Genomic DNA, 24,887 nt, shown 5'->3' on the forward strand with positions numbered 1-24,887 from the left:
CCACTATCTTATGGATAGATCACAAACATCTTCCGATATCGAGCTACTCACTGAAATTGCGATAGCGTATTATCGTGATGAAATTACTCAGGAAGAGATCGCCAATAAGTTTGGTATATCGCGGATTAAGGTGGGGCGCCTATTAAAGCGTGCCAAAGAGGAAGGCATTGTTGAGATCAACGTACGCTATCATCCTATTTTTAGTACTCAGTTAGAGCAACAATTACTCTCCCGTTTTCCAATATCCCGTGCATTAATCGCATTAGACCATCCAGATGAAGAAGAGCAACGCTATCAAGTTGGGACGTTGGTTGCCAATTATTTATCAACCACATTACGCGACAATATGATTGTTACTGTAGGGCAAGGGCGCAATGTGGCGGTTGTGGCAGACAGCGGAGGAGCTGTACCTGAAAAAGATTGCCGTTTTATCTGTGGGATAGGCGGGACTCATCGCCCTGGTGATTCGATTAATGCAGACCATATCAGCCGCCGATTAGCGAAAAAATTTGGTGGAACCAGTGAAACCTTATATGCACCAGCCTATGTTGAAAATAACGAATTAAAACAGTCATTCATGAAAAACGGCACCATCAAGGAAACCTTAGATCGCGCCCGTAAAGCGGATATAGCGTTGATTGGTATTGGTGACATGAATGAAGACAGCTATATGGTTAAGCTAGGTTGGTTTACGCCTCGTGAAATTGTTGATGCCAGCTTAAATCAAGGGGTTATTGGGGATATTGCGGGTTATGATTTTTTTAATGCACAAGGGCAACATGTAGACACTGTCATGAATGACCGGGTGATTGGTTTAAGTATTGATGAGCTGAGAAAAATCCCCTGTGTAATTGCGATTGCATCTGAGTCATCAAAAGCGATGGCGATCATGGGGGCCTTACGTACTGGGGCGATTGATATTATCGCCACTAGTGCCAGCAATGTGCGGACGATTTTAAAAATGTCCCAATAATGGACGAGACCTATCTTAAATAAGCAATAACTCTGTTGGTGAGCCTATGGCACATGACAATCCTCCTAAGGGTGATTGATTTTGTCTTTTTTAAGCGGCATGGTGATGCTGTAAAAGCAAACCACCATGCCGAGAGCTACGTTGATAGCGAAACCGTGCTGTAAGCTATTTTTTATACAGCAAGGTCAACCGCCCAGTGATCATCAATAACAAAACAGCGGCACAGATTGCCATCAATACATTAAACCCTAGCCCCCAACTGATGGCCCATTTTAATTGTTCAAATGGTAATTGTTTTGGCATAGCCGCCAATGCATATTGCATAATGACCGAAACACTTGTCGCCCCCATCGCCGCGCCAATTTGTTGTAGTGTTGCGGTAAAACCAGATGCTTGGCCGACAAGCTCAGGGGTGACTTTTGCTAACACGAGATTTAACATTGGCGTCATAATCATGCCTTGTGTAAAGCCGATGAAGAATAATATTGGAGATAGCCATTCCACTGGGCTGTTTAATGAAAAAGCATACAATGCTATCAGGAGTAGCACATAACTTATTGCGTAGAATATGGCCCCCCAAAATATGACTCGGTCACCATAACGACGGGTCCAATATGGCGTTATAATTGATGAGATAACAAAACCAATACTTGAAGGAACAAATATTAAACCGGATAAAAACGGGGTTAAGCCCATGCCTTTTTGCAGTAGCAACGATAGCATCAAAGGGAAAGCAGATGATGTTGCGTACACGCTCATGACAACCAAAAGCCCAATGACAAAGTCACGATGGGTTAAAATGGATAGGGTAAATAACGGTGCTTTTCCTTGCTTTTCTAATCGTTTTTCTTGATAGACGAATAAGGTAAGAAGCATAATCCCACTAATGAGTAATACTGTGCCTATCGTTGACCATCCCCAGACGGGTAGCATGAGTAATGGAAATAATGCGCAACAAATACCGCTACTGGACAGGAATACACCATACCAATCTAAATTCACTTTCATTCGATGGCCTTCAAGTAGAAAACCCGATAAAAAAACAGCTACCGCACCAATGGGGAGGTTGACTAGAAAAATTGTCCGCCAGCCTAAGCCAAACAGGTCGAGTGTAATTAACCAACCCCCTAAAGCTTGCCCAGCAATAGCGGCCAATCCTAAACTCATTCCCAGATAGCCAAAGGCTTTTTTAGCTGTCTGCTCATTAAAATTAATGCGGATACTGGAATAGACTTGAGGGAACAATAAGGCAGCAGATAACCCTTGTAGAAACCGAGAAGTGACTAATAAAGATGCCGTTGGTGCTAAAGCGCAAAGTAGAGAGGTGATTGTAAACAGCGTCATTCCGACACGATATAAGCTTTTTTTGCCATAAATATCGCCCAATCGTCCCCCCGTGATCAGCAGCAGCCCAAATGCTAATTCATAGCCGACAATGATGAGAGTGATTTGTGTCAGATTGGCATTCAATGATTGCTGGATACTTACAATGGCTACATTGACAACAAACAAATCAAAAATTGTCACAAAACCTGCCAGTAATAAAACAAATAGCGCAATACTTTGGTGTCGGTTCATATTTTTCCCATTTAGACAGACAAATAAATGGGGACTATAATGAATGCATTATCCTGATACAATTTAACTAGTTATACTATTACTAAAAGCAATAGGCTATGAAAAATAGAGAACGTAACCGCCCTGAGTTGGCTGATTTTTTAAAGCAAAAACGTGAAAGTGTCTCTCCTGAATCAGTCGGTTTACCACGCACAACTCGCCGTCGAACGCCAGGATTGCGCCGAGAAGAAGTTGCCGCACTCGCTGGTGTTGGTTTGACGTGGTACACATGGCTTGAACAGGGCCGAGAGATAGGGGTTTCAACGCAATTTCTTGATAACCTGTCAAATGCACTTAATTTAAATACGGCTGAACGCCAGCATCTTTATCTACTTACGCATAACAGAGAGCCTATAGCGACTGGAAATACAGAACACTGTGTGCCTTCGGCAATTTCAAAAATGATCACTGATTTTCCAGATAACTATTTATGTTATGTGCTTAATTTGCATTGGGATGTACTGGCTTATAATTCACGTGCTGATGATTATTTTCATTTTTCCGAAGCTGAACCGTATTTATGTAATTTTCTTTATTTATTATTCACCGACCTTCGCTATCAAGAACGGTTTGCGGATTGGCCGTTAGTCGCTAAACAGTTACTCGCAAGTTTTCGTCGTGATTATGCTTTGACTAAAAATGACCCTAATATCAAAACATTAGTAAAAACGCTGGTGGGGCAATCTGCGCTATTTAATCAATTATGGAATAAGCATGAGATTTATCAGCCTTGTACTGGTGTCCGTGAATTGGTTTATCAAGGAAATTTAGAACATTATGACTACACATCACTGACGTTTGATATTGAAAAAGGGAATCGACTATTAGTTTATATTCCTAAATAAATTATATGCTTACTTCTTTTTAATCTCTCGCCTTGACGAGTTGCAACTTGAATTATTTAGGAGTATGTTTTTAAAAAGAGTTCACATAATATAATAAATAACATTATGATTTTATGTAGAACTATGGGAGATGGCATTCCTCCTGTTACAAAACCGCCCATGTAGGGCTGATGATGCCTACGTTAACCTTTTCAAAAGATAGGGTACGTAGGTATTATGTGCCCTGAATTTAGGGCATGAATGATCTAATAGGAAACTTTCCTTTCATTTATCCCGCCAGACATTAAAGGAAGTTTCTATGTATGCCTCTTTATTTGCAATAGCGCTGGGTTCTGTTCTCGGTGGGTGGTTAAGGTGGTTTGTTAGCCTGAAACTTAATCACTTTTATCCCAATATTCCCCTTGGTACTGTTGTTGTCAACTTAGTGGGTGGCTTTGTTATTGGTTTTGCTATTTCTTATTTTGCCAACGCCAATATTAGCCCCGCCTATAAGTTATTTATTGTGACGGGCTTTTGTGGTGCATTCACCACTTTCTCCACATTTTCACTTGAAGTGCTCGTTTTAATTCAAGAGGGAAAATTTGGCTTTGCCATCAGCACCATTGCCATCCATGTTATTGGCGCGTTGGTCTTTACTTTGCTCGGTATGCTGTGTCATCACTGGTTAGCACAGGGGTAATATTAACCTTATAAACTGAACAAACCATTTTTTAATGGAATGATTCGTTATAAAAAAGAAGAAACTCAAGCGATGCATTATCGCCTGAGTTTCTGTTTTAATTATTTTCTAATAAATGATGAGCTGTGGCTTCATCGGTTACTAACCCTGTGACCCAACCGCCATTTAATACCGCTTGTATCGCGTGAGTTTTATGAGAACCCCCAGCAAAAGCAATAACAGGTTTATTCGGTGGTGCAAATAGAGGGACGCTGGTGTGTGTGTCATCTAACGCTGTCGATAGCCTTTCCCCATTGGCTTGAATAAAATGGCCTAATAGCTCAGCGGCTACGCCTTTCTTAAGTAACATTTCCAGTTGTTCATCGGTGACAAAGCCTTCCGAATTCAGCGGGCAGCCTTTTCCCACCTCACCAATACCAATAAAAGTTATGTCTGCATTTAAGGCTTTTTCTGTTACTTCCTTATACACACGGTGTTGGCACCACATGGCCTTATCTTCTGGGCTATCTGCATATAGCGGGGCAGGTAAGATATAATGTCGACATTGCAGCTTTTCTGCAAAACGCAGTGGAATATCATAACGTGTTGCCGAACTGTCCCGAGCGATAGCGCCAATCAATGAAACACATTGATGTTGCGGGGTTTCTAGGTAAGGAAGGGCATCAATAATACTTCGTAATGTTCGGCCTGAACCAATACCGATCACTTGGGGGTTGTCTTGTTCGATTAATTGTTCCATTAATTCAGCGCCAGCCACTGAAATCATATCGAGGGTTGAGCCAGTATCAAGCTGGCCTGATGGAACCACACAACAATGTGTTAGTTGGTATTTCTGTTGAATTTCATTGGCGAGTTTAAGGCACTCAGTAATTGGGTGAGTGATCTGAACATGGACCATGCCTTGTTCTTTGGCTAGTGAAATAAGGCGTTGTGCTACTTGTCGTGATAAACCAAGTTCATGAGCAATTTCTTGTTGAGTTTTGCCTGCCACAAAATATAACCATGCTGCACGCGCTGCTTGCTCCATTTTTTTTAATTCTTTCTGCATGGACTGTCTCCTGCTTTTTTACGACATTGTAATTCTGGGCAATTGCTTATTAAAAGGGCAAAAGTCAATATTGTGAGCATTATCGCAGTAATTGTGATCAAGTTGAAACTAAAATATAACAAACGGGCATATGCCCAAACTTGTAGCAAATATTTATTCTAAGTTAAGGGGTCACAATGTTAAAGCAAAAATCAGTGTGGATGCACATCGGTGCTGGGTCATTTCATCGTGCTCATCAAGCTTGGTACTTACACCGCTTAATTCAACAAGGTGATGATAGTTGGTCAATCGCATTAGGGAATATCCGCAATGATGCTAATATATTGCTTGATAACTTAGCTAAACAAAATGGAGAATACACACTCGAAACGGTTTCCCCTGAAGGGGAACGTCAGTACGAAAAAATTACCTCGGTGCGTAAAATCCTTCATTGGGACTCTAATTTAAGCCAACTCGTTGAACAAGGTTGTGATAAAGCGACTCGAGTGATCGCATTTACCGTAACAGAAGCAGGTTATTATTTGACTCCACAGCATGAGCTGGATGCTGAGCAACCAGATATCAAGGCTGATTTGGCAGGCGCAATGTGTACTATTTATGGTGCATTGACCCATATTTTACGGGCACGCTTAGCCGCACATGGTGAGCCGGTAACCTTATTAAACTGTGATAATTTACGTCATAACGGTGAGCGTTTCAGGCATGGTTTTTTATCTTTTTTACAATTAAAAGGTGAAACAGAATTATATCAGTGGGTAAAAGAAAGCACTCGCTCACCAAATACCATGGTAGATAGGATCACACCTCGGCCAACACCAGATGTGGCTGAACGTGTAAAACAACATACAGGCTGGGATGATAAAGCTCCGGTAATGGGGGAAGCATTCATTCAGTGGGTAATTGAAGATGACTTTATTAATGGGCGTCCAGCACTAGAAAATGTCGATGTTGAAATGGTGGATTCAGTATTACCGTGGGAAGAAGCCAAAATCCGTATTTTGAATGCAAGCCATAGCTGTATTGCTTGGGCGGGAACACTCATTGGTTTGAATTTTATTGATGATAGCACCCGTGAAGCGGCTATTAAACAGATGGCTTGGAACTATGTAACGCAAGATGTCATCCCTTCGTTATCACCAAGCCCGTTAGATCTTGAGCAATACCGCGATGTCGTTTTAGCTCGTTTTAGTAATCCTTACATAAAAGATACTAATCAGCGAGTTGCCGCTGATGGTTTATCAAAAATTCCAGGCTTTATCACTCCAACACTACAAGAATGCTATCAACGAGGCCAAGTTCCTGCAGCAACAGCAGTACTTCCCGCACTATTTTTTGTCTTTTTACAGCGTTGGGCACAAGGCAAATTACCGTATGAATACCAAGATGGCGTGCTTGATGCTGCATATTATCTACCCTTGATGAATGCCAGTGATGCATTGGAAAAATTCGTTTCCAGTGAAATGCTATTTAGCACATTAGCGCATTCAACGCAGTTTCATGAATTAATGAAAAATACAGTGGCAGATGTTGAACGCTGGTTGAAATCACCACATCAACCTCTGTAAGGAGAAAGTCGATGTACCTTGGAATAGACCTCGGCACTTCAGAATTGAAGGCAGTTTTAATTAATAGGCAGGGAGAAATTGTCTCCTCTAGCCATATGGCATTAACCGTGCAAAGGCCCCACCCTCAGTGGGCGGAACAATCGCCAGATAGCTGGTGGGAAGCGACTAATTCGGTGGTAGCCACACTTCGTCAAAAAGCACCAGAAGCATGGGCAGCAGTAAAAGCGATAGGTTTATCTGGGCAAATGCATGGTGCGGTATTACTTGATAATCATCATCAAGTGCTACGGGATTGTATTTTATGGAATGACACCCGAAGCGCGAATGAATGTGAATGGCTGATGGAAAACCACCCAGAGTTTTTGACAATAGGTGCCAACCTTGTCATGCCCGGTTTCACTGCGCCCAAATTATTATGGGTAGCACGTAATGAACCTGAGGTATTTAATCAAGTTGCTAAGGTATTGCTACCAAAGGACTATTTGCGCTGGAAAATGACTGAACAGTTTATCAGTGATATGTCAGATGCTTCAGGAACCCTATGGCTCGATGTCGCAAAGCGTGATTGGTCTGATGAACTATTGGCTGCAACAAATTTAACTCGCGAACATATGCCTACTTTAGTGGAAGGTGCAGAGAAAAGCAGTGTACTTCGTGCAGATTTAGCTTCCCAATGGGGGCTCAGTGCAGATGTTATTGTGGCGGGAGGCGGTGGGGATAACGCCGCCTCCGCTGTGGGGGTTGGTGCCGTTAATGAAGGGGATGCATTAATCTCTCTTGGCACGTCAGGTGTCATTTTTGTCGTGAACAATCAATTGCAGGCGGCACCACATCAAGGCGTGCATGCATTTGCTCATGCTTTACCAGACCGTTGGCATCAAATGAGTGTGATGCTAAGCGCCGCCAACTGTTTACGTTGGCTTTGCCAGTTGTTGTCTACAACGGAAAACCAATTGATGGATGAAGTAGGCCAATTGACTGAACAGCAAAAAAAACAATCTCCCGTGTTTTTACCTTACCTTTCTGGAGAACGAACTCCGCATAATGATCCTTACGCAATGGGGTCTTTTTTCGCCTTAAGGAATGAAACAACACGTGCTCAGCTTGGTTATGCGGTGATAGAAGGAGTGACGTTTGCCCTTGCAGATGGCATGAAAGTTCTAACTGAAACGGGCACACAAATTAGCCGTTGTAGTTTAACTGGCGGGGGAGCTCGTAGCCCTGTCTGGGCACAATTAATTGCCGATGTGATTGATATACCGATTGTTACACACCCTGCAAGTTCATCCGGTGCGTTAGGTGCAGCACGCCTAGCGTGGCTGGCGGATGGCGGAGATACCGAAACAGTATGCCAAAAACCTGATGTGTTAGACACTTATTCACCGCAAGAACAATACCAAACTTGGTTACATCAACGGCTTGATGTATTCCGTTTATTGTACCAACAGCAAAAACAAGCAAGGGAATTACTGCCACAGTAAGTCAGTATGGCGGTGTTCCCTACACACCGCCATTACTGTTAACTCTTCGCGATTGATTAAAATAACAAAATGACAATGAGGAAACTGCAATGGAACAGAAGCAGTATTGGCTTGGTTTACCTAAGCATTTGTTCTGGGGGTTCATCGCTATCGCTATTTTTATGAGTGGTGATGGTTTTGAAATGGCTTTTTTATCCAAACATATTACTGACTTAGGTTTTACACCGACGCAATCCGCTATGGTATTTACGGTATATGGCTTAATGGCAGCGGTTGCCGCATGGGCATCGGGTGTGGTGGCTGAAATTATTACTCCACTTAAAGCGATGATGATTGGGTTTATTCTGTGGATAGTGATGCATGCCTTATTTATGGCTTTTGGTTTAGGCCTGAAAAGCTATACTCTAATGTTATTATTTTACGGTATTCGTGGGTTGGCTTACCCGCTATTTATTTACTCATTTATGATGATGTTAGTACAGGTGATCCCCCGAGCTCACCTTGCTGCCGCAACTGGGTGGTTTTGGGCGATGTATTCTGTTGGGATAGGCGTAATTGGTAGCTATTTACCTAGTTTTTCTATTCCAATGATAGGGGAAACCGGCACATTATGGATGGCAATCGGCTGGGTCGCAGTTGGTGGTGCGATTGCTTATTTTAGCTTACGCCATGTTCCAGTAGACCGTTCAAAAGTAAACTTACCCATGAAGGATAAAATGGCGGAATTGTCGCGTGCTGCGACCATTTTATTCACCAATAAAGATATCTTTATGGCCAGTTTGATTCGCATCATTAACACGATTTCTCTGTTTGGTTTTGCGATCATCATGCCATTGCTATTTGTTGACCGCTTAGGGTTTACCATCTCAGAATGGTTACAAATTTGGGCCGTGTTCTTCTTTGTGACTATTTTTACTAATATTTTCTGGGGGATTGTTGGGGAGCATATAGGTTGGATACGCCAAGTCAGGTGGTTTGGCTGTTTAGGTATGGCTATCTCAAGCCTGATGTTTTACTACTTACCGGTCTATTTTGGGCATAACTTTGCGATTGCTTTAATACCTGCCATTTTATTAGGGATTTTTGTCGCTGCCTTTGTACCTATGACTGCGGTTTTCCCAAGTATTGAGCCTAACCATAAAGGCGCAGCGGTTTCTATTTATAATCTTTCGGCTGGGTTAAGTAACTTTGCTGCGCCTGCGATCGCCAGTTTGGTCTTACCTTTCTTTGATATTGTTGGTGTGGTTTGGGCGTATACAGGGTTGTATATTTTTGCAGGTGTTCTGACATTCTTTATTAAAGTCCCACAACCGGGTTTTGAAAATAATCGTAAGGTAAAAACCACTAAGTCTGTAGTAGAGCAGCAAACGAGTAATTAACTTATTTTATTAAACTCAAATCGAGCCCTATGGCCATATTATGGTTATAGGGCTTTTCTCATTTAGAGAGTAAATAAGGTATTAGAAAAGGCAAAAAAAGCGAAAGGTATATCCTCCTTTACAGTGGCAATATAAAGAGAAACAGATTAACGGTTAAATAAAGTATAATATTCCACGCAAATGGAAATATTAGTCATATTTGTAAGGCTGTTTCTGCTGTTATCGCGAGATTTATTGAAAATACATCCTGAAGCAATAGAATATAATTTCATAGATTAAAATTTAGTCTATAGTCGATCTTGTTATAAATAAGCTAATAAGTGAGATTAAATATTAATATCTGAACTATCATTAAGATGATATTAAGGAGACGATGCTTTCTGTTGTTATATCTGACTATTGAACAAGATTATTACCTTTATTCTAACCTACTTAATTCCTGTTTTGTTATCTATACATCTGTATTTTCGGTGTTATTATGATTTTTGTTGCAATTTTGTATTTTTGCAGCGAATTGCTCTTAATACTGATGTTTTATCAAACAAAATAAATTTTTTAATAAAGTTAAAAGATAAATTAAAAGCTTATAACACCAAAAAATAATCTAATAAAAAAAGATAAATGCGGGGAAAAAGTTATGTCACAGATGTTAGCTCTGTTTCTGATTGTGGGGATATTATATATCGGGGATGCTATTGCGGTTAGAACGAAAGCATGGGTTCCTTCTGTTTTCGTGTGTGCGGTATTATTTTTAATCGGTTATTGGACTATTTTCCCAAAAGATATTGTCAGTATTGCGGGTATTCCTCAAGTGGTGGCAATTGCCTTAATGTATTTGCTAATTACCAATATGGGAACACTGTTATCTTTAAAAGAATTATTGCGTCAGTGGAAAACTATTTTAGTTTCATTAGCGGGTATTTTAGGGATCATCATTTTTACCTTAATTATTGGCGTAATGCTATTCGATTTAAATACAGTATTGGTTGCTGTACCTCCATTAGTTGGTGGTATTGTCTCTTCACTAATTATGTCAAAAGGTGCAGCGGAAGCTGGTTTGGTTGATTTATCGGTTTTCGCTATTTTAATTTATGTTATGCAAGGTTTTGCGGGTTATCCGTTAACCGCAATAATGTTAAAAAAAGAAGGGCGCCGAGTTCTGGAAAAATACCGTAATGGTCAATGGAAAGAAACATTAGCTACTGGAGAAACAAAAGAGGTTGAAGTCAAAACACTCGTTTCTGAAGACGAAATGCCTCGTATGTTTAAAAAAATCCCTAGCCACTATAATACAAGCTATTTCAAATTCTTACGTCTAGCTTTCGTAGGGTATTTAGCATATTTAGCGTCCAGTTTTGCCGCACCTTTTGTTAGTATTAGCCCTTTTGTACTGTGCTTATTATTCGGTGTAATTGCATCTTCATTAGGCTTTTTAGAAAGGCAGCCATTGCAAAAGGCTAATGGCTTTGGCTTTGCTATTATGGCGTTAATGTTGTTTATTTTTGATACATTAAACCATGCCACCCCAGATATGTTATTACGCCTAGTTTATCCGATGGTGGTATTAATTTGTGCTGCAGTGATTGGAATGTTTATCGCATCATGGATTGTTGGCAAAATTCTAGGCGTGACTAAAGAAATGGCTTTTGCTGTTGCGCTCACTGCATTGTATGGTTTCCCTGCAGATTACATCATTACCAATGAAGCGATTAATGCATTAACAAAAGATGAAAAAGAGCGCCAAGTATTAACTAGCCATATGTTAGGGCCAATGTTAGTGGGTGGTTTTATTTCTGTCACTATGGTTTCTGTGGTATTAGCGGGCATTATGGTTGCGTATATTGTTCCAGTAGCGGGGTAAATAAAACAATGGAAACAAGTACTTCAAGAATTCAGCGCCATTTAGAACAATTGGCAGAATATACTGCGACACCAGGTCAAGGTACAACGCGGATGAGCTATAGCGAGCAAGATAAACAAGCTCGTGATTATTTAAAGCAGGAAATGACCGCGTTAGGTTTACACGTTCGCGAAGATGCGATCGGGAATATTTATGGGCGTTTGGAAGGTCAACAGCCTGATTTACCGGCAGTTATTATTGGTTCTCACTTTGATTCAGTTCCTCACGGTGGTGCATTTGATGGACCAGCGGGGATAGTCACGGGGTTAGATGTTGTTGCTCGGATACGCGAACAAAACTTAACACCAAAGTACCCATTAGAGGTGATTGCGCTGGTGGAAGAAGAAGGAACCAGTTTTGGCCGTGGTTTGATGGCTTCAAGTGTGATCACGGGGCTAATTGGCACCAAAGAATTGCACCAATTAAAAGATAGGCAAGGGGTAAGTGCCGCTGAGCGAATGGCTGCTGCGGGTTTTAATGCCGACAAAGCGTCAGAAGCTGTGCTTGACCCTAAAAAAGTGAAAGCCTTTTTAGAATTACATATTGAGCAAGGTCCCGTATTAGAACAGGCGAATGAAGATGTTGGCATCGTCGAAACAATTGTTGGTATTAGCCAGTTAGAAATAAAACTCACAGGTAAAGCAGGGCATGCTGGCACAACACCGATGAATATGCGCGCAGATGCCCTTGTTTGCGCTAGCCGAATTATCAGCCAAATCCCTAAGCTTGCAGAAGCTGCGGGGGATAATACTGTCGCGACAGTGGGACGGTTGGCGGTTTTACCAAATGGGGCTAACGTGATCCCAAGTGAAGTCACCTTCAGTGTTGATATTCGTTCTAAAAACGATGAAGCCCTTAGAAAAGTCATCGCTCAAATTATGGCTTTAACAGAGCAAGAAAGTACTGAAGCGGGAATAAGCAGTGACATTATTCAGCCATTATATGTTCAACCGACTGAGCTAAATAGCGAGATTCATACTCTAATGCAAGAACATGCCAGCGCTCAAAAGCTACGTTTTCGTAGCATGGTCAGTGGTGCAGGGCATGATACGATGATTTTTGCACAGATCACCCAAACGGGACTGATATTTGTCCCAAGTCGCAATGGGCTTAGTCATCATCCGGATGAATGGACTGATTATGCACAAATTGCACGCGGTGTTGATGTGATGTTTGAAACCGTTAAGTCACTCATAGAATGTTAATTATTAATTATATAAGCCATGCAAAACGTTATTTTGTGATGGGGTAAAAGGTAGAAAAATGATCAGCAAAACTATTACAGCCGCAATCAAAAAACATACTCAAGAAATGATTGCATTTCGACGTGATTTACATGCTCATCCTGAATTGCCATTTGAAGAAGTACGTACAACAAAACGTATTGCCGAAGAATTAGACAAAATAGGCATAGAATATCGCTTAACTGAGCCAACAGGGGTTATCGCTGAAATCAAGGGGGCGAAGCCAGGCAAAACCGTTGCATTACGTGCTGATATTGATGCGTTACCCGTATTGGAATTAAACGATTCGTTAGAATATAAATCCACTACAGCAGGGAAAATGCATGCCTGCGGTCATGATGCACACACAGCCATGTTGTTAACCGCGGCCAAAGCGCTATACGAGGTACGTGAAGAGTTAGCCGGCAATGTGCGTTTGATTTTTCAACCTGCGGAAGAGATTGCTCAGGGTGCATTAGCGATGATCAAACAAGGGGCTATCGAAAATGTGGATAACGTGTTTGGTATGCACATTTGGACAACGACGCCATCAGGCAAAGTTTCTTGTAATGTTGGCGGTTCATTTGCGTCTGCGGATTTATTAAAAGTCACCTTTAAAGGGCGAGGTGGGCACGGTTCTATGCCAGAGGCGACAATAGACGCTGCGGTTGTTGCTTCGGCTTTTGTGATGAATTTACAAGCTATTGTTTCTCGTGAAACCTCATCATTAGATTCAGCAGTGGTAACGATTGGTAAAATGGAAGTGGGAACTCGCTTTAATGTTATCGCTGAAAATGCGGTATTGGACGGAACGGTACGGTGTTTCGATATTGAAACGCGTAATCGTATTGAAGCCGCTATCCGCCGTTATGCAGAACATACTGCAGCGATTTATGGTGCAACAGCACAAGTCGATTATATTTATGGGACTTTACCTGTGATCAATGAAGAGCGCAGCGCACTGCTTGCTCAGTCAGTTATTTCGCAAGCCTTTGGTGAGCAAGCGTTGATCAACGAAAGGCCAACCCCAGGGGGCGAGGACTTCAGCTTCTACATTGAAGATATTCCGGGGTGTTTTGCGTTGCTAGGTACCGGGAATGCTGAGAAGGATACGCAATGGGCACATCACCACGGCTGTTTTAATATCGATGAAGATACGATGGCGACGGGGGCTGAGTTACATGCACAATATGCATGGGCCTATTTACAGCAGCAGGAATTTTAATTGAGTATGTTAATGTTCTTAGGGCTCGTTATTCTACCTATACCGGGCCTCCCTTTGACTTTGTTGCCTATTTATTTTGTTTATTAACACTCAGTATAGCGGCTAAGTATTTGGTCGCTATACATTATGGTGGGCAAATATAGCCTCCCTTAGACGCTGTTGTTGTGTAAAACGTTGGTCTTCATTGAGTTGTGGGTCATGGGATAACTGCATTAGCATTTCATTCATATGGTGAACAGAGTTTTCACCAATGAGCCGGTCAACTTTTTCGATAATTTCATCATAGTAGGGCATGTTTTAAGCTCCAATTAATATAGTCTATGGCTATTAGAGTGTTATAGGTATTTATGATGTCAATTTTGTTTCTCTATGACCATAACGGCCATCGTATTGGGTTCTAAGGCTCGCATGATATGCGGCTCATCTCCTGGATAATGAATATAATCCCCAACTTTTAACTCGACAGGGTTATCTAATGGGCCAACCAAAGCCCTACCGGCCATAATAATGATATGTTCACTTACACCATGCATATGTGGTTCTGAAATACGGTCACGACCCGGTTGGGCAATAACAGTATAAATATCACGTCGTGAATCATTAGGTGCAGATGATAATAAAAATGCTAAATAATTAGCATGTTCCGCACTGACGGGAAGGGCTTCCCCGTGGCGTATCACAGTGACAGCATCTTGTTTTTCTTCAATTAAACGAGCAAAAGGGATATCTAACGCAACACAAAGCGCCCATAAGGTTTCGATACTTGGGTTACCACTACCAGATTCCAATTGCGATAAGGTCGACTTCGCAATACCTGCTTTACGAGATAACTCGGACAACGATAACCCATTTTTTTGCCTTTCACGAGCCAGTGCTTTGGAGATCAACTCAATGGGGGGCGAAGGTAAGTTCAATTTTTTATCCTATTTATAATACTCGCTACAGATGATGAGGCTTACGCATTTGTCACCTACCTGCAACTTGAATTTTTCTGAGTATTGATTGCACTTTATAGTAAAGATCGACATAATGAACAAATGTATTTTATATCGAACGATTGGAAAATGCTAACTTCAACACTTAATAATAGCACAGTGAAAAATATCGCTCTCGTTTGTATTGCGGACTTAATTGTCGGTATTTCATATGGTGCACTTGCCCTTTCTCAAGGTTTTGATTGGTGGGTCCCTCTGACGTTATCTATTTTAGTACTTGCTGGAGCCTCTGAATTTTTATTTATTGGGGTTATTTTTTCAGGGGGAAGCCCCATTTCAGCTGCCTTAGCGGGTCTACTGGTTAATTCAAGGCATATTCCTTTTAGTTTTGCGGTTAGTGACCTAACAGGCAAGGGGGCAAAAGCGCTATTGGGTTACCACATCATGAACGATGAAAGCGTTGTATTTGGCTTAGCACAAGAAACAAATACAGAAAAACGCGCCGCATTTTGGCTGTGTGGGGTCGGGATTTTACTTTGTTGGCCTATAGGTGTACTGATTGGGGAAGTATTAGGCAGTTTAATCAGTGACACACATGTCTATGGCATGGATGCTATGTTTCCTGCGATTATTTTAGCGCTTTCATTGCCTGCGCTCACGGATAAACGCTTACGGATTACGGCCATTGTGGGCGCCGTTATTGCTGTTTTGGTAACCCCCGTCTTACCTGCTGGGATACCTGTTTTACTCGCATTATTGAGCCTAGTTATTTATATAAGGAAATAGTCATGACAAACAGCCCATGGTTAATATTTTGCGGGGTTTTACTACTAGCGGTCGGTACTTATTTAATGCGCGCATCTGGTGCATTACTTAGAGGCCGGGTGATTTTATCGGAAAATAGCAAAGCCCTTTTTTCAGCGGCAGCAATTATTATTTTGTTTTCTGTGGCCGTAACCTCTACATTATTTTCAGGAGAACAGTTGTCGGATTGGCAAAAAATAGTAGGGGTGTTAGTTGCAGGCGTACTTACATGGTATAAAAAACCATTTATTGTCATAGTTTTGTCTGCGGCAATTGTCACTGCGCTACTTCGGTTAATTTAGAATACAACTAATTGTAATTAGCGCGATAAAGCCCCTACCTAAAGAAAGTAGGGGCTATCAATTAAGCGGTTAAGTCTTTAATCGTCTCAGAAGGGCCATTGGTTTGTACTGACGCAATACCTTTTAATGCAGATTGTTTAGATGCATACATTTCACTTGTCGCAATGATCTCATGGTTAGCTGCTTTTAAAACGAAATAATAAGGCTGAGCAACATCTTTGGTAGATTTTTTTAATTCATAATACCCCATGGTAGGCTCCTGACTTTTGTGGTTAAAAATATGAAAACCGAGGAATAAATCATAAGCAGCAAATAAATATCTGCTTAAATAAGGTTAGTCGCTATTAGGTATTATTACTAGAAGAGGGGATAAAATTCAGAAAAAGTTCAAAAAAAAGCCCCTGATAAACAGAGGCAATCGTAGGATATATAGAACTCTTTATTATGTGGCTAAGATATCGGCTTCTATCTTATAAGGCTAGTCGATTATAGTTATCGATAAAAAAGGTTTTGCCGATAACGCCATGTAAGTTAACTGATATAGCTTACTACTGGGTTACTGGTGTATTGTTAGCTTTAGGCATCGGCATTGGAGTTATGTTCTTAAATTCAGGGACTTCCATCACGGTTACTTTAACCATGTAGCGTTTGCCATCTTCAATTTTAGGTGTATTATCCGCCAGCTTTTTTATTGTTTCATTTGGGGTAGTTGTCTGTTCCGCCACGCTATAAACCATATTATGGTGATTGCCATTTCCCATATGTTGACGTGGCATGTGGTTATTCCCTCCATTGCCGATGTTTGCTGCTGTCGCAGCAAAGCCGATAGACATTAACGTTAGGGCGAATAAACTGGTAGTTATTTTTTTCATTGCGATTTCCTTTATATTGGTGATGAACCAATAGTTAACCAATTGATTTCCACCCGCAATCGCTTTTACCTCCGCTGACTGAAGCTCCTTAATTACTGCACTTTTTGTTCAATCTTAATTCATATTCATGAGAAAACAGTGGGTTAGTAGACTTTTTTTTACATTTTTAGACCTCTTGTGCTAATGGGAACTTAAGCACTGGAGACATCAAATCGGATAGTCTACGATGGTAAGTTAGGTTCTATATCAATAAAACCCTAACAAAGTGAGCGTATATGTCTGATAAAAAAACACCCCTTTCTTTGCTTGATTTAGCACCAATTATTCAAGGTTCCACAGCCAAGGAGGCTTTCGCTCATTCCCTTGATATCGCAAAATTAGCGGAAAAATTGGGTTATCACCGTTATTGGTTGGCAGAGCACCATAATATGACAGGGATAGCTAGTGCAGCGACTTCAGTGTTAATTGGCTACCTTGCCGCGAATACTCACACTTTGAGACTTGGTTCTGGGGGCGTCATGTTACCGAACCATTCACCATTGGTGATAGCCGAGCAATTTGGCACACTTAATACGTTGTATCCTGAGCGAATTGATTTAGGTATTGGGCGAGCCCCTGGAAGTGACCAAAGGACAATGCAAGCATTACGTCGTCATATGAATACGGATATTGATAATTTCCCGCAAGATGTAGCACAAATCGTGAGTTGGTTTGATGCAACTAACCCAGAGCCTGCGGTACGCCCGGTTCCTGGGTATGGTGAGAAAATCCCCGTATGGCTACTCGGCTCAAGCTTATACAGTGCGAGGTTAGCGGCTCAAATGGGGTTGCCATTTGCGTTTGCTTCACATTTTGCACCGGACTTGCTGCTGCAAGCACTTGAGGTTTATCGTGCTAACTTTAAGCCATCATCACGGTTGTCAAAACCTTATGCCATGGTCTGCATTAATATTATTGCGGCAGACACCCAGCGCGAGGCTGAGTTTTTATTTACGTCGATGCAACAAGCTTTCGTTATGTTGCGCCGAGGTCAGCCATCGCAGCTTCCCGCCCCTGTTGAAAGTATGGAAAACATTTGGTCGCCAGCAGAGGAATTTGGTGTGCAACAAGCATTGGGGATGTCATTAGTGGGGGATAAAACTAAGGTGGGTTACGGTTTACAAACCATTTTACGCCAAACTCAAGCCGATGAAATCATGGTAAATGGTCAAATTTTCGATCATCAAGCACGTTTATATTCCTTCGAGTTAGCTATGCAAGTCATGAATGAAATTGTTTAAATTAGCTTCATAGCATTTGTTTGCAAGAGCGCGGGCAATCAACTTTTATTCATAACCAGAAAAGATAACCCAGAGAACTCTGGGTCATTGACGGTTAGCAAGCGATTTGCGGGTGGTGAGGCTCTAAAGGCGGTAAACCATGCGCTGCTCGCGCTCTGTCACAGGCTTCATTATATATTCCATCCTGCCAAGATTGCTCAAATTCACGACACGGCGTAGGCCTTTGAGCATAAATGGAACAAGATACACATTTGCCTATTGTACCTTCTAGGGCGGTACAACGGGTGTTTTGTTTTTGGTTAGTACCCTGCATACAGCTCATAAACGGCGTAATCTGCTCAGTTAAATGTTGGGGAACAACACCGCCGCCGCTTTCGGCTTCAGCCCAATAAAATGAGACACGAAAATAGGCGCAACAAGCACCGCAGCTTATACAGGGGTTATCTGAAGGATCAGTTTTTAGTATATGGACATTAGTCATATAAAGATAAAACTCCAAATATTTAAAACGATTAGAAATGTTAATGTTAATCGAAATATAGATATTGAATTAAACTTGGTAATTCATTGTATTGAAGTAATATGTATTGATGGTGGACATATGCAATGTTGAAATCACATAAGAAATGGTACTGCATTTGGGGTTGTTTTTAGTGCTTTAAAAAACTTCCCCAAAACCCCACCAAAATTTATCCCCAAAATAGTATGGAAACCGAGTCGATTAAATTACAACAATTTGCCATTCTTTTCCACGATCATCATTATATTTATCTGTCATTATTTGGGTTCGATGACCAAGTAATTTTTGTGTATCTATCCCTTGTTCTCTGTACAGTCTTTCAGATAATGATCTAAGTTCATGGAAAGATGGTGCAGCACCATCCTCCCATTCCAGCCCACATTTGTTTCGTGCATTCTTAAATGATGTAGTCAATGAGGCGTTTGATACTTGCCCTCCAATTTTTGCATTACCTGCAGTATGTTTGTAATGTAGTAGATAGGGGCTAACAACAAGATCTCGGCACATAGAAACAACATCACTTAATGTTAAATTCAACGCATCACATCTTAGCGATAGAGGTATTGCTAACTTGGTCCCTGTTTTTTCTTGCTGTACATGTAACATTCCATCCCAGATGTCTGAGAATTTCATGTTAGTAATATCACCAAGCCGTTGCCCTGTTATAACCGCCAATAACATCCCACAGCGCAAATAATGCTGGTGGTTTGCAGATTGCTTATAAATTTTTTCCCATTCTTCAAATGATAAACGCTCACGCTTGACCTTGTTTCTTGGTTTTTTGGTGGCCTGAGCAGGATTATAACCGGGAGGAACATGGCCCATGTGCTGTGCTTCTTTAAAAACATCGATAAGAACAAAACGCACAACTTGCGCCATTCTGTTGTGGTCTAGTGCTTTTACTTCATCAATGATCCCAGCTATTTCTAATGCTGTAATATCCTTGAGTGGTAGTGTCCCGCAATGCTGTTTAAATAAATTTAAGGGCTTTATTTTTTGTTTGTATGAGTTTAGTTTTAATTCGTTTAGTTCGACTCGCTCTTTCTGAATCTCTAGATATCTATCGATCCAGTTTGTAACGCTAATTCCCACTTTCTTGTTTTTAATTGTAGATAATCGTTCATTAACGCTGAGTATTTGTTTTGTTTGTTGCTCAGCGATAACTGTATTTGCTTGAGATGCCACAAGTGCGGCTTCCTCGGCATCCGTGCCAAGGCTGTGAAAGGTTCCAGTTAGCGGGTGTTTGTACTGCCAGTAAACTTTTCCGTTTCGTTTATCAAGCTTTCGATATAGATTAGGAATTGTAATTTTATGAGAGCGTGGTCTTGCAGCCATCAGATAATATCCTTTTTAGTTTATCGCTTGCACCGTTAGGTAATTGTGGCTTTGATACAACCCCAACCCATCGAGAATCACGATCTATCACCCATTTTTTACCCATTTTTAGGGCTGGTGGCACCATCATGTTCGCTTTAGCGTACTTTCTTAGTACTTGTGGGCTGGGAGCATTTTCACCAAATTCTAATTTTGCCCACGCTTCTAGAGATACCATTCTAGACATAATTACCTCCACACATCTGCCGCATACAGATTTAAAAATTCAACCAGAGGCACTCGGTACGCTTTACTGATCCGGCATGACCGTTTGCTGCTGTTGTCTTTATTTCTTTTCGCCAGCTCGAGAGTTGGCCGTTATATAGATCGTTGTCATAACCACAGATAATAACTTTTCCTTGAAGCTGACCTGCGACTGTAATTAATTGCTGTGTATTTCTGGTTATCACTCATATTCATCCCAGCGAGTCAGTCACTATATTTAGATTTTATGTTTAAGGTTTCTATTTCCTCTTGATGAGCAAGAGCCTGTGATGCTAACTCTTCAAAATGAGGATATTCTGAATAATCACTGTCAGCATATAAAATCCAATCACATTCAGTACATTCAACGCCACAGCGACAATCTGATTGATGTGCATTTTTAATTTTACGCTTTACTAATTTTCCATTTTTATTGATTTGAAATATTAGTGTTGCGTCTAAATCAGCCCATGCGTTAACCACTGAACGACATTCAGGGCAATTATATTTATTAGTCATGACGCGCCTCACACAATAATTCTGTAAACTGAGTTAACTGTTTGTATATAACCATCAGCAAGATAGGTATCGATATTGATAACTCGTGATGTTTGAATAGGGTCACCATCTTGAAAGCGTTTTTTCTTATCGGAATAAATGTCACCCCAAGCGCATTCACCACGGATTGTGATTAATTTTATATCTGCATCGAATTTAGGTATCGTTCCCGTTAGCTGGTTATAGCGATAAATAAACATTGCTCTTGCCTGTATAGGTGACAATGGGCTAACTGTAATTAAATCAGTTGCCGGAATACCGTCTAAAATAGGCCAGAGATTATCACCATCAATTTCTAGATCGCGGCGTTCTGTTGCCAGCATTGTTAAATCTGCATAATGAACAACATCGCTAATAGCTCTTGGTATATCCCATTTGTAGCAAATAACTTTCTGAACATTTTTTTCAATCACTTTATATTCTGGTAACAGAGCTTTTAATGGGCTAGGTAAGTCTTTGCAATAGGCTTCTGATGCATCGTGTAGTAATGCTTCCAGCGCATATTCTGGTGGGACAATTTGACTTACATAAACGGAATGCTGAGCAACAGAATAGAATTGGCTAATTTGCCCAGCAAAACGACATTCATTAGATAAACCCTGAGCAATATCATTAATATCGATATCATCCGCACTGATATTGATAAAATCAAAATGCTTGCCTGTAAAAGTTGAAATATAAGACATAATTACTCCACACAAAATTTAGATAATAAGATTCTGTCTCTTAATAAAGAGAGTTAAATTCCTTGGTGTTGGTTAAATAGTTACTCTGTTTTTTCTTTGTATTTTAATAATTCAATTAATAACTCAATGGTGTCTATCATATAAAACATAAATAAAGAATTAACATGCCGATGACGGAAAACTCTATCACCATCACAGTCAACTTCACTAATTGGTTTTATTCCCTTGAATTCGAAGTTATCACTTAATTTAAAGACAATATCTAGGGTTGATAATTCCAATAGGCTGACACGAAATCCATTTGATAGACTCTCACTTAATTCGCGTTGGACATAGTGCAGTTCAGCGTCGTATTTAACAGACTCTAATTTTTTCTCTACTTTTCTTTGCAGCAAGTAGAAGTTGCAAGGATATAACTTCCCGCCAAAGCAGTCTGCTGGTGGTTCATTGTTTATGTAGTTAATCAGGCGAGTTGTTATACCGTTCTTAGCATCATCAACATGGATTGTTTCTGTTTTTACCGAACCACAAACCTTAATTAAGCATCTAACAAGCGCTTGGTGCTCTGGTTTGCGAGTGCTCGATACAATAAGAAAACCTTTTTTAACGTGATAAAGGGCGGTGATGATTTTTGTTTTAGTTAAAGCGACCTTTAGCATTTCCTCTATAGCGATTCGCTTTACTTCCGTTTCATTTAAGTCATTAGCGCCTTGCTCTTTCAATTTCTCAATACGTCTATTAACTTCAAATGCAATAGCCGCTTTAGGGATTATCTTTTCATCAATACGAAAAGTAATAATATAGCCACCTTCAATTGGTGTAACTAATTCACCAGTGATTTTATTAGGAATAAATCCGTAGCTAATAGAATGTGACTCTAAAATATCAACAAAGGGTAATTCTTTTAAATGACTTTCTAAAACTTCGGCACTGGGTAATTCAGCCTTAAAAATAACACAGCTAGTAATTGGAAAACGCTTCATCTGTTAATCTCCGCATAATTATTAACACTCCACACAATAAATAAGACCACTGACAAATAATGAATATATTTACCTAGTATGAACACTGAATATCAGCGGCCTTATGTATTATGAAAAAGGGCGGCACAACACCGCCAAAAACTACAAGGGTCAATTACTAGCAGTGGCAATACTATTTTCAGCTAAGATACGCTGATAAATTTCTTCACGATGTACTGATACATCTTCTGGGGCAGCGATACCAATCCGCACTTGGTTCCCTTTAACACCCAAAATTCTAATTTTAATATCATCGCCGATCATAACTTCTTCATTAATTCGACGTGTCAAAATAAGCATTCCCATACTAAGCACTCCACACAATTGAATTCAGTTAAGCACTAACAGTAACTGCACACATATCCATGCACTCTGCAATTTCTTCGTCGAGCTTTTCGAGTTTAGATTGCAGCTCATCACGTTCATTGCGTAGTTTTTGCAGGTTATTAATTTGTTTAGCTTTTTCTAGTATCCACTCGCGTACATCATCCTGCGACATTGGCACACTAAAAGTAACGATTGGTTCATTTGAATTGGTTTGCATGATATCCACCTAGTAATTGTCTTGATGGAATAAATATAGCAATGAGTATTAATTATAGCAATAAGTATATTTTATTTATTTTAAGATAGATTGCATTTAATTGAAATTAAAAGGATTATTTTTTTATTTTTATAATAATACGAAAGGCTATTAGAATTTTTATAGAATAATTCTTGCAAATTTTACTTGAGAATATAAAGTATAAAACAATTTACTGTATAAATACACAGTAAATAACCAAAAGCTACGATGTTATATTCGAGAGGAATGAGACGATGGTGATAGTTTTGGTGAGAGATGGGGTTGGTGAGTATAGAGAGGTGCTTGTTAGTAAAAAAAAGAAAACAAGCTACCTCCTGAAATCACGAACAAGAAAGACAACTACTCCGATAAATAGTGCAGAGGATAAATCAATCAATGGCACTCTATTATCATCAACTGACAGGAAGCCGTGACTACCACCATCTAAAAATTTATATACAGAAATAGAATTGTTGACCTGCGCTATCACCAGATCCCCCGTTCCTGGTGTTATCTCAGTATCTACAATGGCGATACTCCCGTTAGGTGCCTCAGCGCACCCTGTATTGCGACTAAGGACATATGCACGGTAAGACGGTAATGGCTTGCCCATGGGGGATAAAACGAAATCGTCAGTCTCACCAGTCTCATCCCAAACTGAAATATTAAGAGATTTATCTAGCCTAAATTTTTGCTCGTTATTAGACCCTTCCATTTCCCCAATTCCGTTCGCCAACCAATCAACATTCACGCCAAGAGCATTAGCTATATCAACTAATTTAACAGAGCCTTTAGCTTTTCCATTAACTAAACGCCAGATAGTAGGTTGAGCAACACCTGATGCTTCAGCTAAAGCACCCTGAGTCATATTGCCCCTATATTTCATAGCCTTTTGAAGGCGTTCAGACAGTGTCGTTTTCATGAATGCGAATTTATAGTCATGCGTATTAAAAATCAAATTCTCATTGCTATTGTATAAATTAATACTCATTGCTATTATTTATCTCACGACAATACTAAAAGGGTTAAAAAATGAAAAACAAAGCAATTCAAAAAGCAATTGATATTGCTGGGGGGCAAAAAAAACTAGCTGACTTATGCGGCGTTAGCCAACCTACAGTTTGGCGTTGGCTTCATGGAGGTGGTGTAGACGCAAGGTTGGTTATGTCTATTGTGAAAGCTACCAACAATGCTGTTTTACCTCATGAAATAAGACCAGATCTGTATGAACTAATTGGAACAGGCAAACAATAACAAATCCAACTAACTGAGTTAACTACAAACAAAACAACGGAATTGTAGATATGTGCAAACAAACATTAAAAGAAGTCGTGAAAGAGATGTGTAAAGCATTCCCCGGTGGGCGCTCGGCAATGTCTGGCGCATTGGGTATTTCTGAAACCACCTTCAATAACAAGTTGTATGAGAAAAACGGCTGTCGTTTCTTTGAAAATGATGAGCTTGAAGCAATTGAAGAATTATCAGGCACTAAGTTGCTGGTGGAATATCACATGGATCGCCACTCAATGGTTCCTGCAACTAAAGTCGAGCCTGAGAATTTAGATGCAGTCGAACTTTTTGAAATACGCATGAATCTTGGCGCTATGCAAGGTGCGTTATCTGTACTGATTCAAAATAGCATTTCTGATGGCGTTCTTACTGACGAGGAAATTAAGGCAATAGATCGCAAGTTGGCAAAGGTGTTTGGGTACGCTGCAGGGTTTATTGAGTCATTAAAAACGGTTTATGGGATTAAACAATGATGAGCATAACTAGAAAGGGTGACGCTCAGGATATGCGGTCCCGAGCGTCGAGTGCTAATAACAACTT

At 40.4% G+C, this 24,887-nt stretch carries 28 protein-coding genes, 1 pseudogene and 1 riboswitch; of the genes and pseudogenes, 14 read left to right on the top strand and 15 right to left on the bottom strand.

Annotated elements, in window-relative coordinates:
* Positions 1 to 10: 10 nt before the first annotated feature.
* Entirely contained in the window at positions 11 to 973 is a 963-nt protein-coding gene (locus ACPEH5_RS01515; protein WP_042844114.1) for a sugar-binding transcriptional regulator, read from the top strand.
* A 165-nt stretch (positions 974 to 1,138) separates the two neighbouring features.
* On the opposite strand, the gene ACPEH5_RS01520 is transcribed toward ACPEH5_RS01515, so the two are convergent.
* Entirely contained in the window at positions 1,139 to 2,551 is a 1,413-nt protein-coding gene (locus tag ACPEH5_RS01520) for an MFS transporter (protein WP_071548013.1), read from the bottom strand.
* 98 nt (positions 2,552 to 2,649) lie between these two features.
* Between ACPEH5_RS01520 and ACPEH5_RS01525 the strand changes: the two genes are divergently transcribed.
* Together ACPEH5_RS01525 and crcB are read left to right on the top strand one after the other, a co-directional pair.
* Positions 2,650 to 3,435 carry a helix-turn-helix transcriptional regulator gene (locus ACPEH5_RS01525; protein ID WP_042844111.1) on the top strand — a complete coding sequence of 262 codons (786 nt, stop codon included), beginning with the start codon at positions 2,650 to 2,652 and terminating at the stop codon, positions 3,433 to 3,435.
* 117 nt (positions 3,436 to 3,552) lie between these two features.
* Positions 3,553 to 3,622, top strand: a riboswitch (Fluoride riboswitch).
* A 111-nt stretch (positions 3,623 to 3,733) separates the two neighbouring features.
* Positions 3,734 to 4,114: a fluoride efflux transporter CrcB gene (gene crcB / locus ACPEH5_RS01530; protein ID WP_129465824.1), complete on the top strand. Its 381-nt coding sequence runs from the start codon at positions 3,734 to 3,736 to the stop codon at positions 4,112 to 4,114.
* A gap of 97 nt (positions 4,115 to 4,211) precedes the next feature.
* On the opposite strand, the gene ACPEH5_RS01535 is transcribed toward crcB, so the two are convergent.
* Positions 4,212 to 5,162: a sugar-binding transcriptional regulator gene (locus ACPEH5_RS01535; protein WP_210814552.1), complete on the bottom strand. Its 951-nt coding sequence runs from the start codon at positions 5,160 to 5,162 to the stop codon at positions 4,212 to 4,214.
* A gap of 176 nt (positions 5,163 to 5,338) precedes the next feature.
* Here ACPEH5_RS01535 and dalD point away from each other — a divergent pair, with 176 nt between their 5' ends.
* The 6 genes from dalD (at position 5,339) to ACPEH5_RS01565 (ending at position 13,935) form a co-directional block, all read left to right on the top strand.
* The gene (dalD, locus tag ACPEH5_RS01540) at positions 5,339 to 6,727 is read left to right on the top strand and encodes a D-arabinitol 4-dehydrogenase (protein ID WP_042844107.1); all 1,389 of its coding nucleotides are present in this window, start codon (positions 5,339 to 5,341) and stop codon (positions 6,725 to 6,727) included.
* A gap of 11 nt (positions 6,728 to 6,738) precedes the next feature.
* Positions 6,739 to 8,208: a xylulokinase gene (xylB, locus tag ACPEH5_RS01545; RefSeq protein ID WP_129465826.1), complete on the top strand. Its 1,470-nt coding sequence runs from the start codon at positions 6,739 to 6,741 to the stop codon at positions 8,206 to 8,208.
* An 89-nt stretch (positions 8,209 to 8,297) separates the two neighbouring features.
* The gene (locus ACPEH5_RS01550) at positions 8,298 to 9,587 is read left to right on the top strand and encodes an MFS transporter (RefSeq protein ID WP_042844105.1); all 1,290 of its coding nucleotides are present in this window, start codon (positions 8,298 to 8,300) and stop codon (positions 9,585 to 9,587) included.
* Between the two features lie 637 nt (positions 9,588 to 10,224).
* Positions 10,225 to 11,448: a hypothetical protein gene (locus tag ACPEH5_RS01555; protein ID WP_042844104.1), complete on the top strand. Its 1,224-nt coding sequence runs from the start codon at positions 10,225 to 10,227 to the stop codon at positions 11,446 to 11,448.
* Positions 11,449 to 11,456: 8 nt separating this feature from the next.
* On the top strand, positions 11,457 to 12,692 hold the full coding sequence (locus tag ACPEH5_RS01560; RefSeq protein ID WP_166687144.1) for a Zn-dependent hydrolase: 1,236 nt from the start codon (positions 11,457 to 11,459) through the stop codon (positions 12,690 to 12,692).
* A gap of 58 nt (positions 12,693 to 12,750) precedes the next feature.
* A complete protein-coding gene (locus ACPEH5_RS01565; RefSeq protein WP_166687145.1) occupies positions 12,751 to 13,935 on the top strand; it encodes an amidohydrolase in 1,185 nt (394 codons plus the stop codon).
* A 117-nt stretch (positions 13,936 to 14,052) separates the two neighbouring features.
* Here ACPEH5_RS01565 and ACPEH5_RS01570 read toward each other — a convergent pair whose 3' ends face one another.
* Positions 14,053 to 14,229: a DUF2526 family protein gene (locus tag ACPEH5_RS01570; protein ID WP_071548014.1), complete on the bottom strand. Its 177-nt coding sequence runs from the start codon at positions 14,227 to 14,229 to the stop codon at positions 14,053 to 14,055.
* Positions 14,230 to 14,288: 59 nt separating this feature from the next.
* Positions 14,289 to 14,849 (bottom strand): helix-turn-helix domain-containing protein, encoded by a 561-nt coding sequence (locus ACPEH5_RS01575; RefSeq protein ID WP_042844101.1) that lies wholly within the window; start codon positions 14,847 to 14,849, stop codon positions 14,289 to 14,291.
* A gap of 150 nt (positions 14,850 to 14,999) precedes the next feature.
* Here ACPEH5_RS01575 and ACPEH5_RS01580 point away from each other — a divergent pair, with 150 nt between their 5' ends.
* Complete coding sequence (locus ACPEH5_RS01580; RefSeq protein WP_042844099.1) at positions 15,000 to 15,656, top strand: AzlC family ABC transporter permease; 657 nt, start codon at positions 15,000 to 15,002, stop codon at positions 15,654 to 15,656.
* A 2-nt stretch (positions 15,657 to 15,658) separates the two neighbouring features.
* Positions 15,659 to 15,976 (top strand): AzlD domain-containing protein, encoded by a 318-nt coding sequence (locus ACPEH5_RS01585; protein ID WP_042844097.1) that lies wholly within the window; start codon positions 15,659 to 15,661, stop codon positions 15,974 to 15,976.
* A gap of 61 nt (positions 15,977 to 16,037) precedes the next feature.
* Here the strand turns inward: ACPEH5_RS01585 and ACPEH5_RS01590 are convergent, their stop codons facing one another.
* Positions 16,038 to 16,226: a YegP family protein gene (locus ACPEH5_RS01590; protein ID WP_042844096.1), complete on the bottom strand. Its 189-nt coding sequence runs from the start codon at positions 16,224 to 16,226 to the stop codon at positions 16,038 to 16,040.
* A gap of 298 nt (positions 16,227 to 16,524) precedes the next feature.
* Positions 16,525 to 16,848 carry a hypothetical protein gene (locus tag ACPEH5_RS01595; RefSeq protein WP_166687146.1) on the bottom strand — a complete coding sequence of 108 codons (324 nt, stop codon included), beginning with the start codon at positions 16,846 to 16,848 and terminating at the stop codon, positions 16,525 to 16,527.
* A gap of 275 nt (positions 16,849 to 17,123) precedes the next feature.
* Between ACPEH5_RS01595 and ACPEH5_RS01600 the strand changes: the two genes are divergently transcribed.
* Positions 17,124 to 18,128, top strand: a complete 1,005-nt coding sequence (locus tag ACPEH5_RS01600) for a luciferase-like monooxygenase (RefSeq protein ID WP_042844093.1) — start codon at positions 17,124 to 17,126, stop codon at positions 18,126 to 18,128.
* 94 nt (positions 18,129 to 18,222) lie between these two features.
* Here ACPEH5_RS01600 and ACPEH5_RS01605 read toward each other — a convergent pair whose 3' ends face one another.
* From ACPEH5_RS01605 to ACPEH5_RS01645, 9 genes and pseudogenes are all read right to left on the bottom strand, one after another.
* Positions 18,223 to 18,609, bottom strand: a complete 387-nt coding sequence (locus tag ACPEH5_RS01605; RefSeq protein WP_042844092.1) for a YkgJ family cysteine cluster protein — start codon at positions 18,607 to 18,609, stop codon at positions 18,223 to 18,225.
* Positions 18,610 to 18,849: 240 nt separating this feature from the next.
* Positions 18,850 to 19,983, bottom strand: coding sequence for a phage integrase Arm DNA-binding domain-containing protein (locus ACPEH5_RS01610; RefSeq protein ID WP_281111318.1), 1,134 nt, complete (start codon positions 19,981 to 19,983; stop codon positions 18,850 to 18,852).
* Positions 19,958 to 20,209 (bottom strand): excisionase, encoded by a 252-nt coding sequence (locus ACPEH5_RS01615; RefSeq protein ID WP_226693683.1) that lies wholly within the window; start codon positions 20,207 to 20,209, stop codon positions 19,958 to 19,960. The genes ACPEH5_RS01610 and ACPEH5_RS01615 overlap by 26 nt, the downstream gene beginning before the upstream one ends.
* A gap of 242 nt (positions 20,210 to 20,451) precedes the next feature.
* Positions 20,452 to 20,745, bottom strand: a complete 294-nt coding sequence (locus ACPEH5_RS01620) for a hypothetical protein (RefSeq protein ID WP_281111319.1) — start codon at positions 20,743 to 20,745, stop codon at positions 20,452 to 20,454.
* Positions 20,746 to 20,954: 209 nt separating this feature from the next.
* A pseudogene (locus tag ACPEH5_RS01625) lies at positions 20,955 to 21,470 on the bottom strand (hypothetical protein); the annotation flags it as partial.
* 80 nt (positions 21,471 to 21,550) lie between these two features.
* The gene (rdgC, locus tag ACPEH5_RS01630) at positions 21,551 to 22,453 is read right to left on the bottom strand and encodes a recombination-associated protein RdgC (RefSeq protein WP_281111320.1); all 903 of its coding nucleotides are present in this window, start codon (positions 22,451 to 22,453) and stop codon (positions 21,551 to 21,553) included.
* Between the two features lie 150 nt (positions 22,454 to 22,603).
* A complete protein-coding gene (csrA, locus tag ACPEH5_RS01635; RefSeq protein ID WP_281111333.1) occupies positions 22,604 to 22,792 on the bottom strand; it encodes a carbon storage regulator CsrA in 189 nt (62 codons plus the stop codon).
* Between the two features lie 34 nt (positions 22,793 to 22,826).
* Positions 22,827 to 23,036: a hypothetical protein gene (locus ACPEH5_RS01640; RefSeq protein WP_094962334.1), complete on the bottom strand. Its 210-nt coding sequence runs from the start codon at positions 23,034 to 23,036 to the stop codon at positions 22,827 to 22,829.
* A 349-nt stretch (positions 23,037 to 23,385) separates the two neighbouring features.
* The gene (locus ACPEH5_RS01645) at positions 23,386 to 24,048 is read right to left on the bottom strand and encodes a helix-turn-helix domain-containing protein (protein WP_094962335.1); all 663 of its coding nucleotides are present in this window, start codon (positions 24,046 to 24,048) and stop codon (positions 23,386 to 23,388) included.
* A gap of 41 nt (positions 24,049 to 24,089) precedes the next feature.
* Between ACPEH5_RS01645 and ACPEH5_RS01650 the strand changes: the two genes are divergently transcribed.
* Positions 24,090 to 24,311: a helix-turn-helix domain-containing protein gene (locus ACPEH5_RS01650; protein ID WP_006657725.1), complete on the top strand. Its 222-nt coding sequence runs from the start codon at positions 24,090 to 24,092 to the stop codon at positions 24,309 to 24,311.
* Positions 24,312 to 24,361: 50 nt separating this feature from the next.
* A complete protein-coding gene (locus ACPEH5_RS01655) occupies positions 24,362 to 24,820 on the top strand; it encodes a YmfL family putative regulatory protein (RefSeq protein WP_281111321.1) in 459 nt (152 codons plus the stop codon).
* Positions 24,821 to 24,887: the final 67 nt, after the last annotated feature.

The organism is Providencia sp. NPDC089933, assembly GCF_049545585.1.
GTDB classification, from domain to species: domain Bacteria; phylum Pseudomonadota; class Gammaproteobacteria; order Enterobacterales; family Enterobacteriaceae; genus Providencia; species Providencia huashanensis.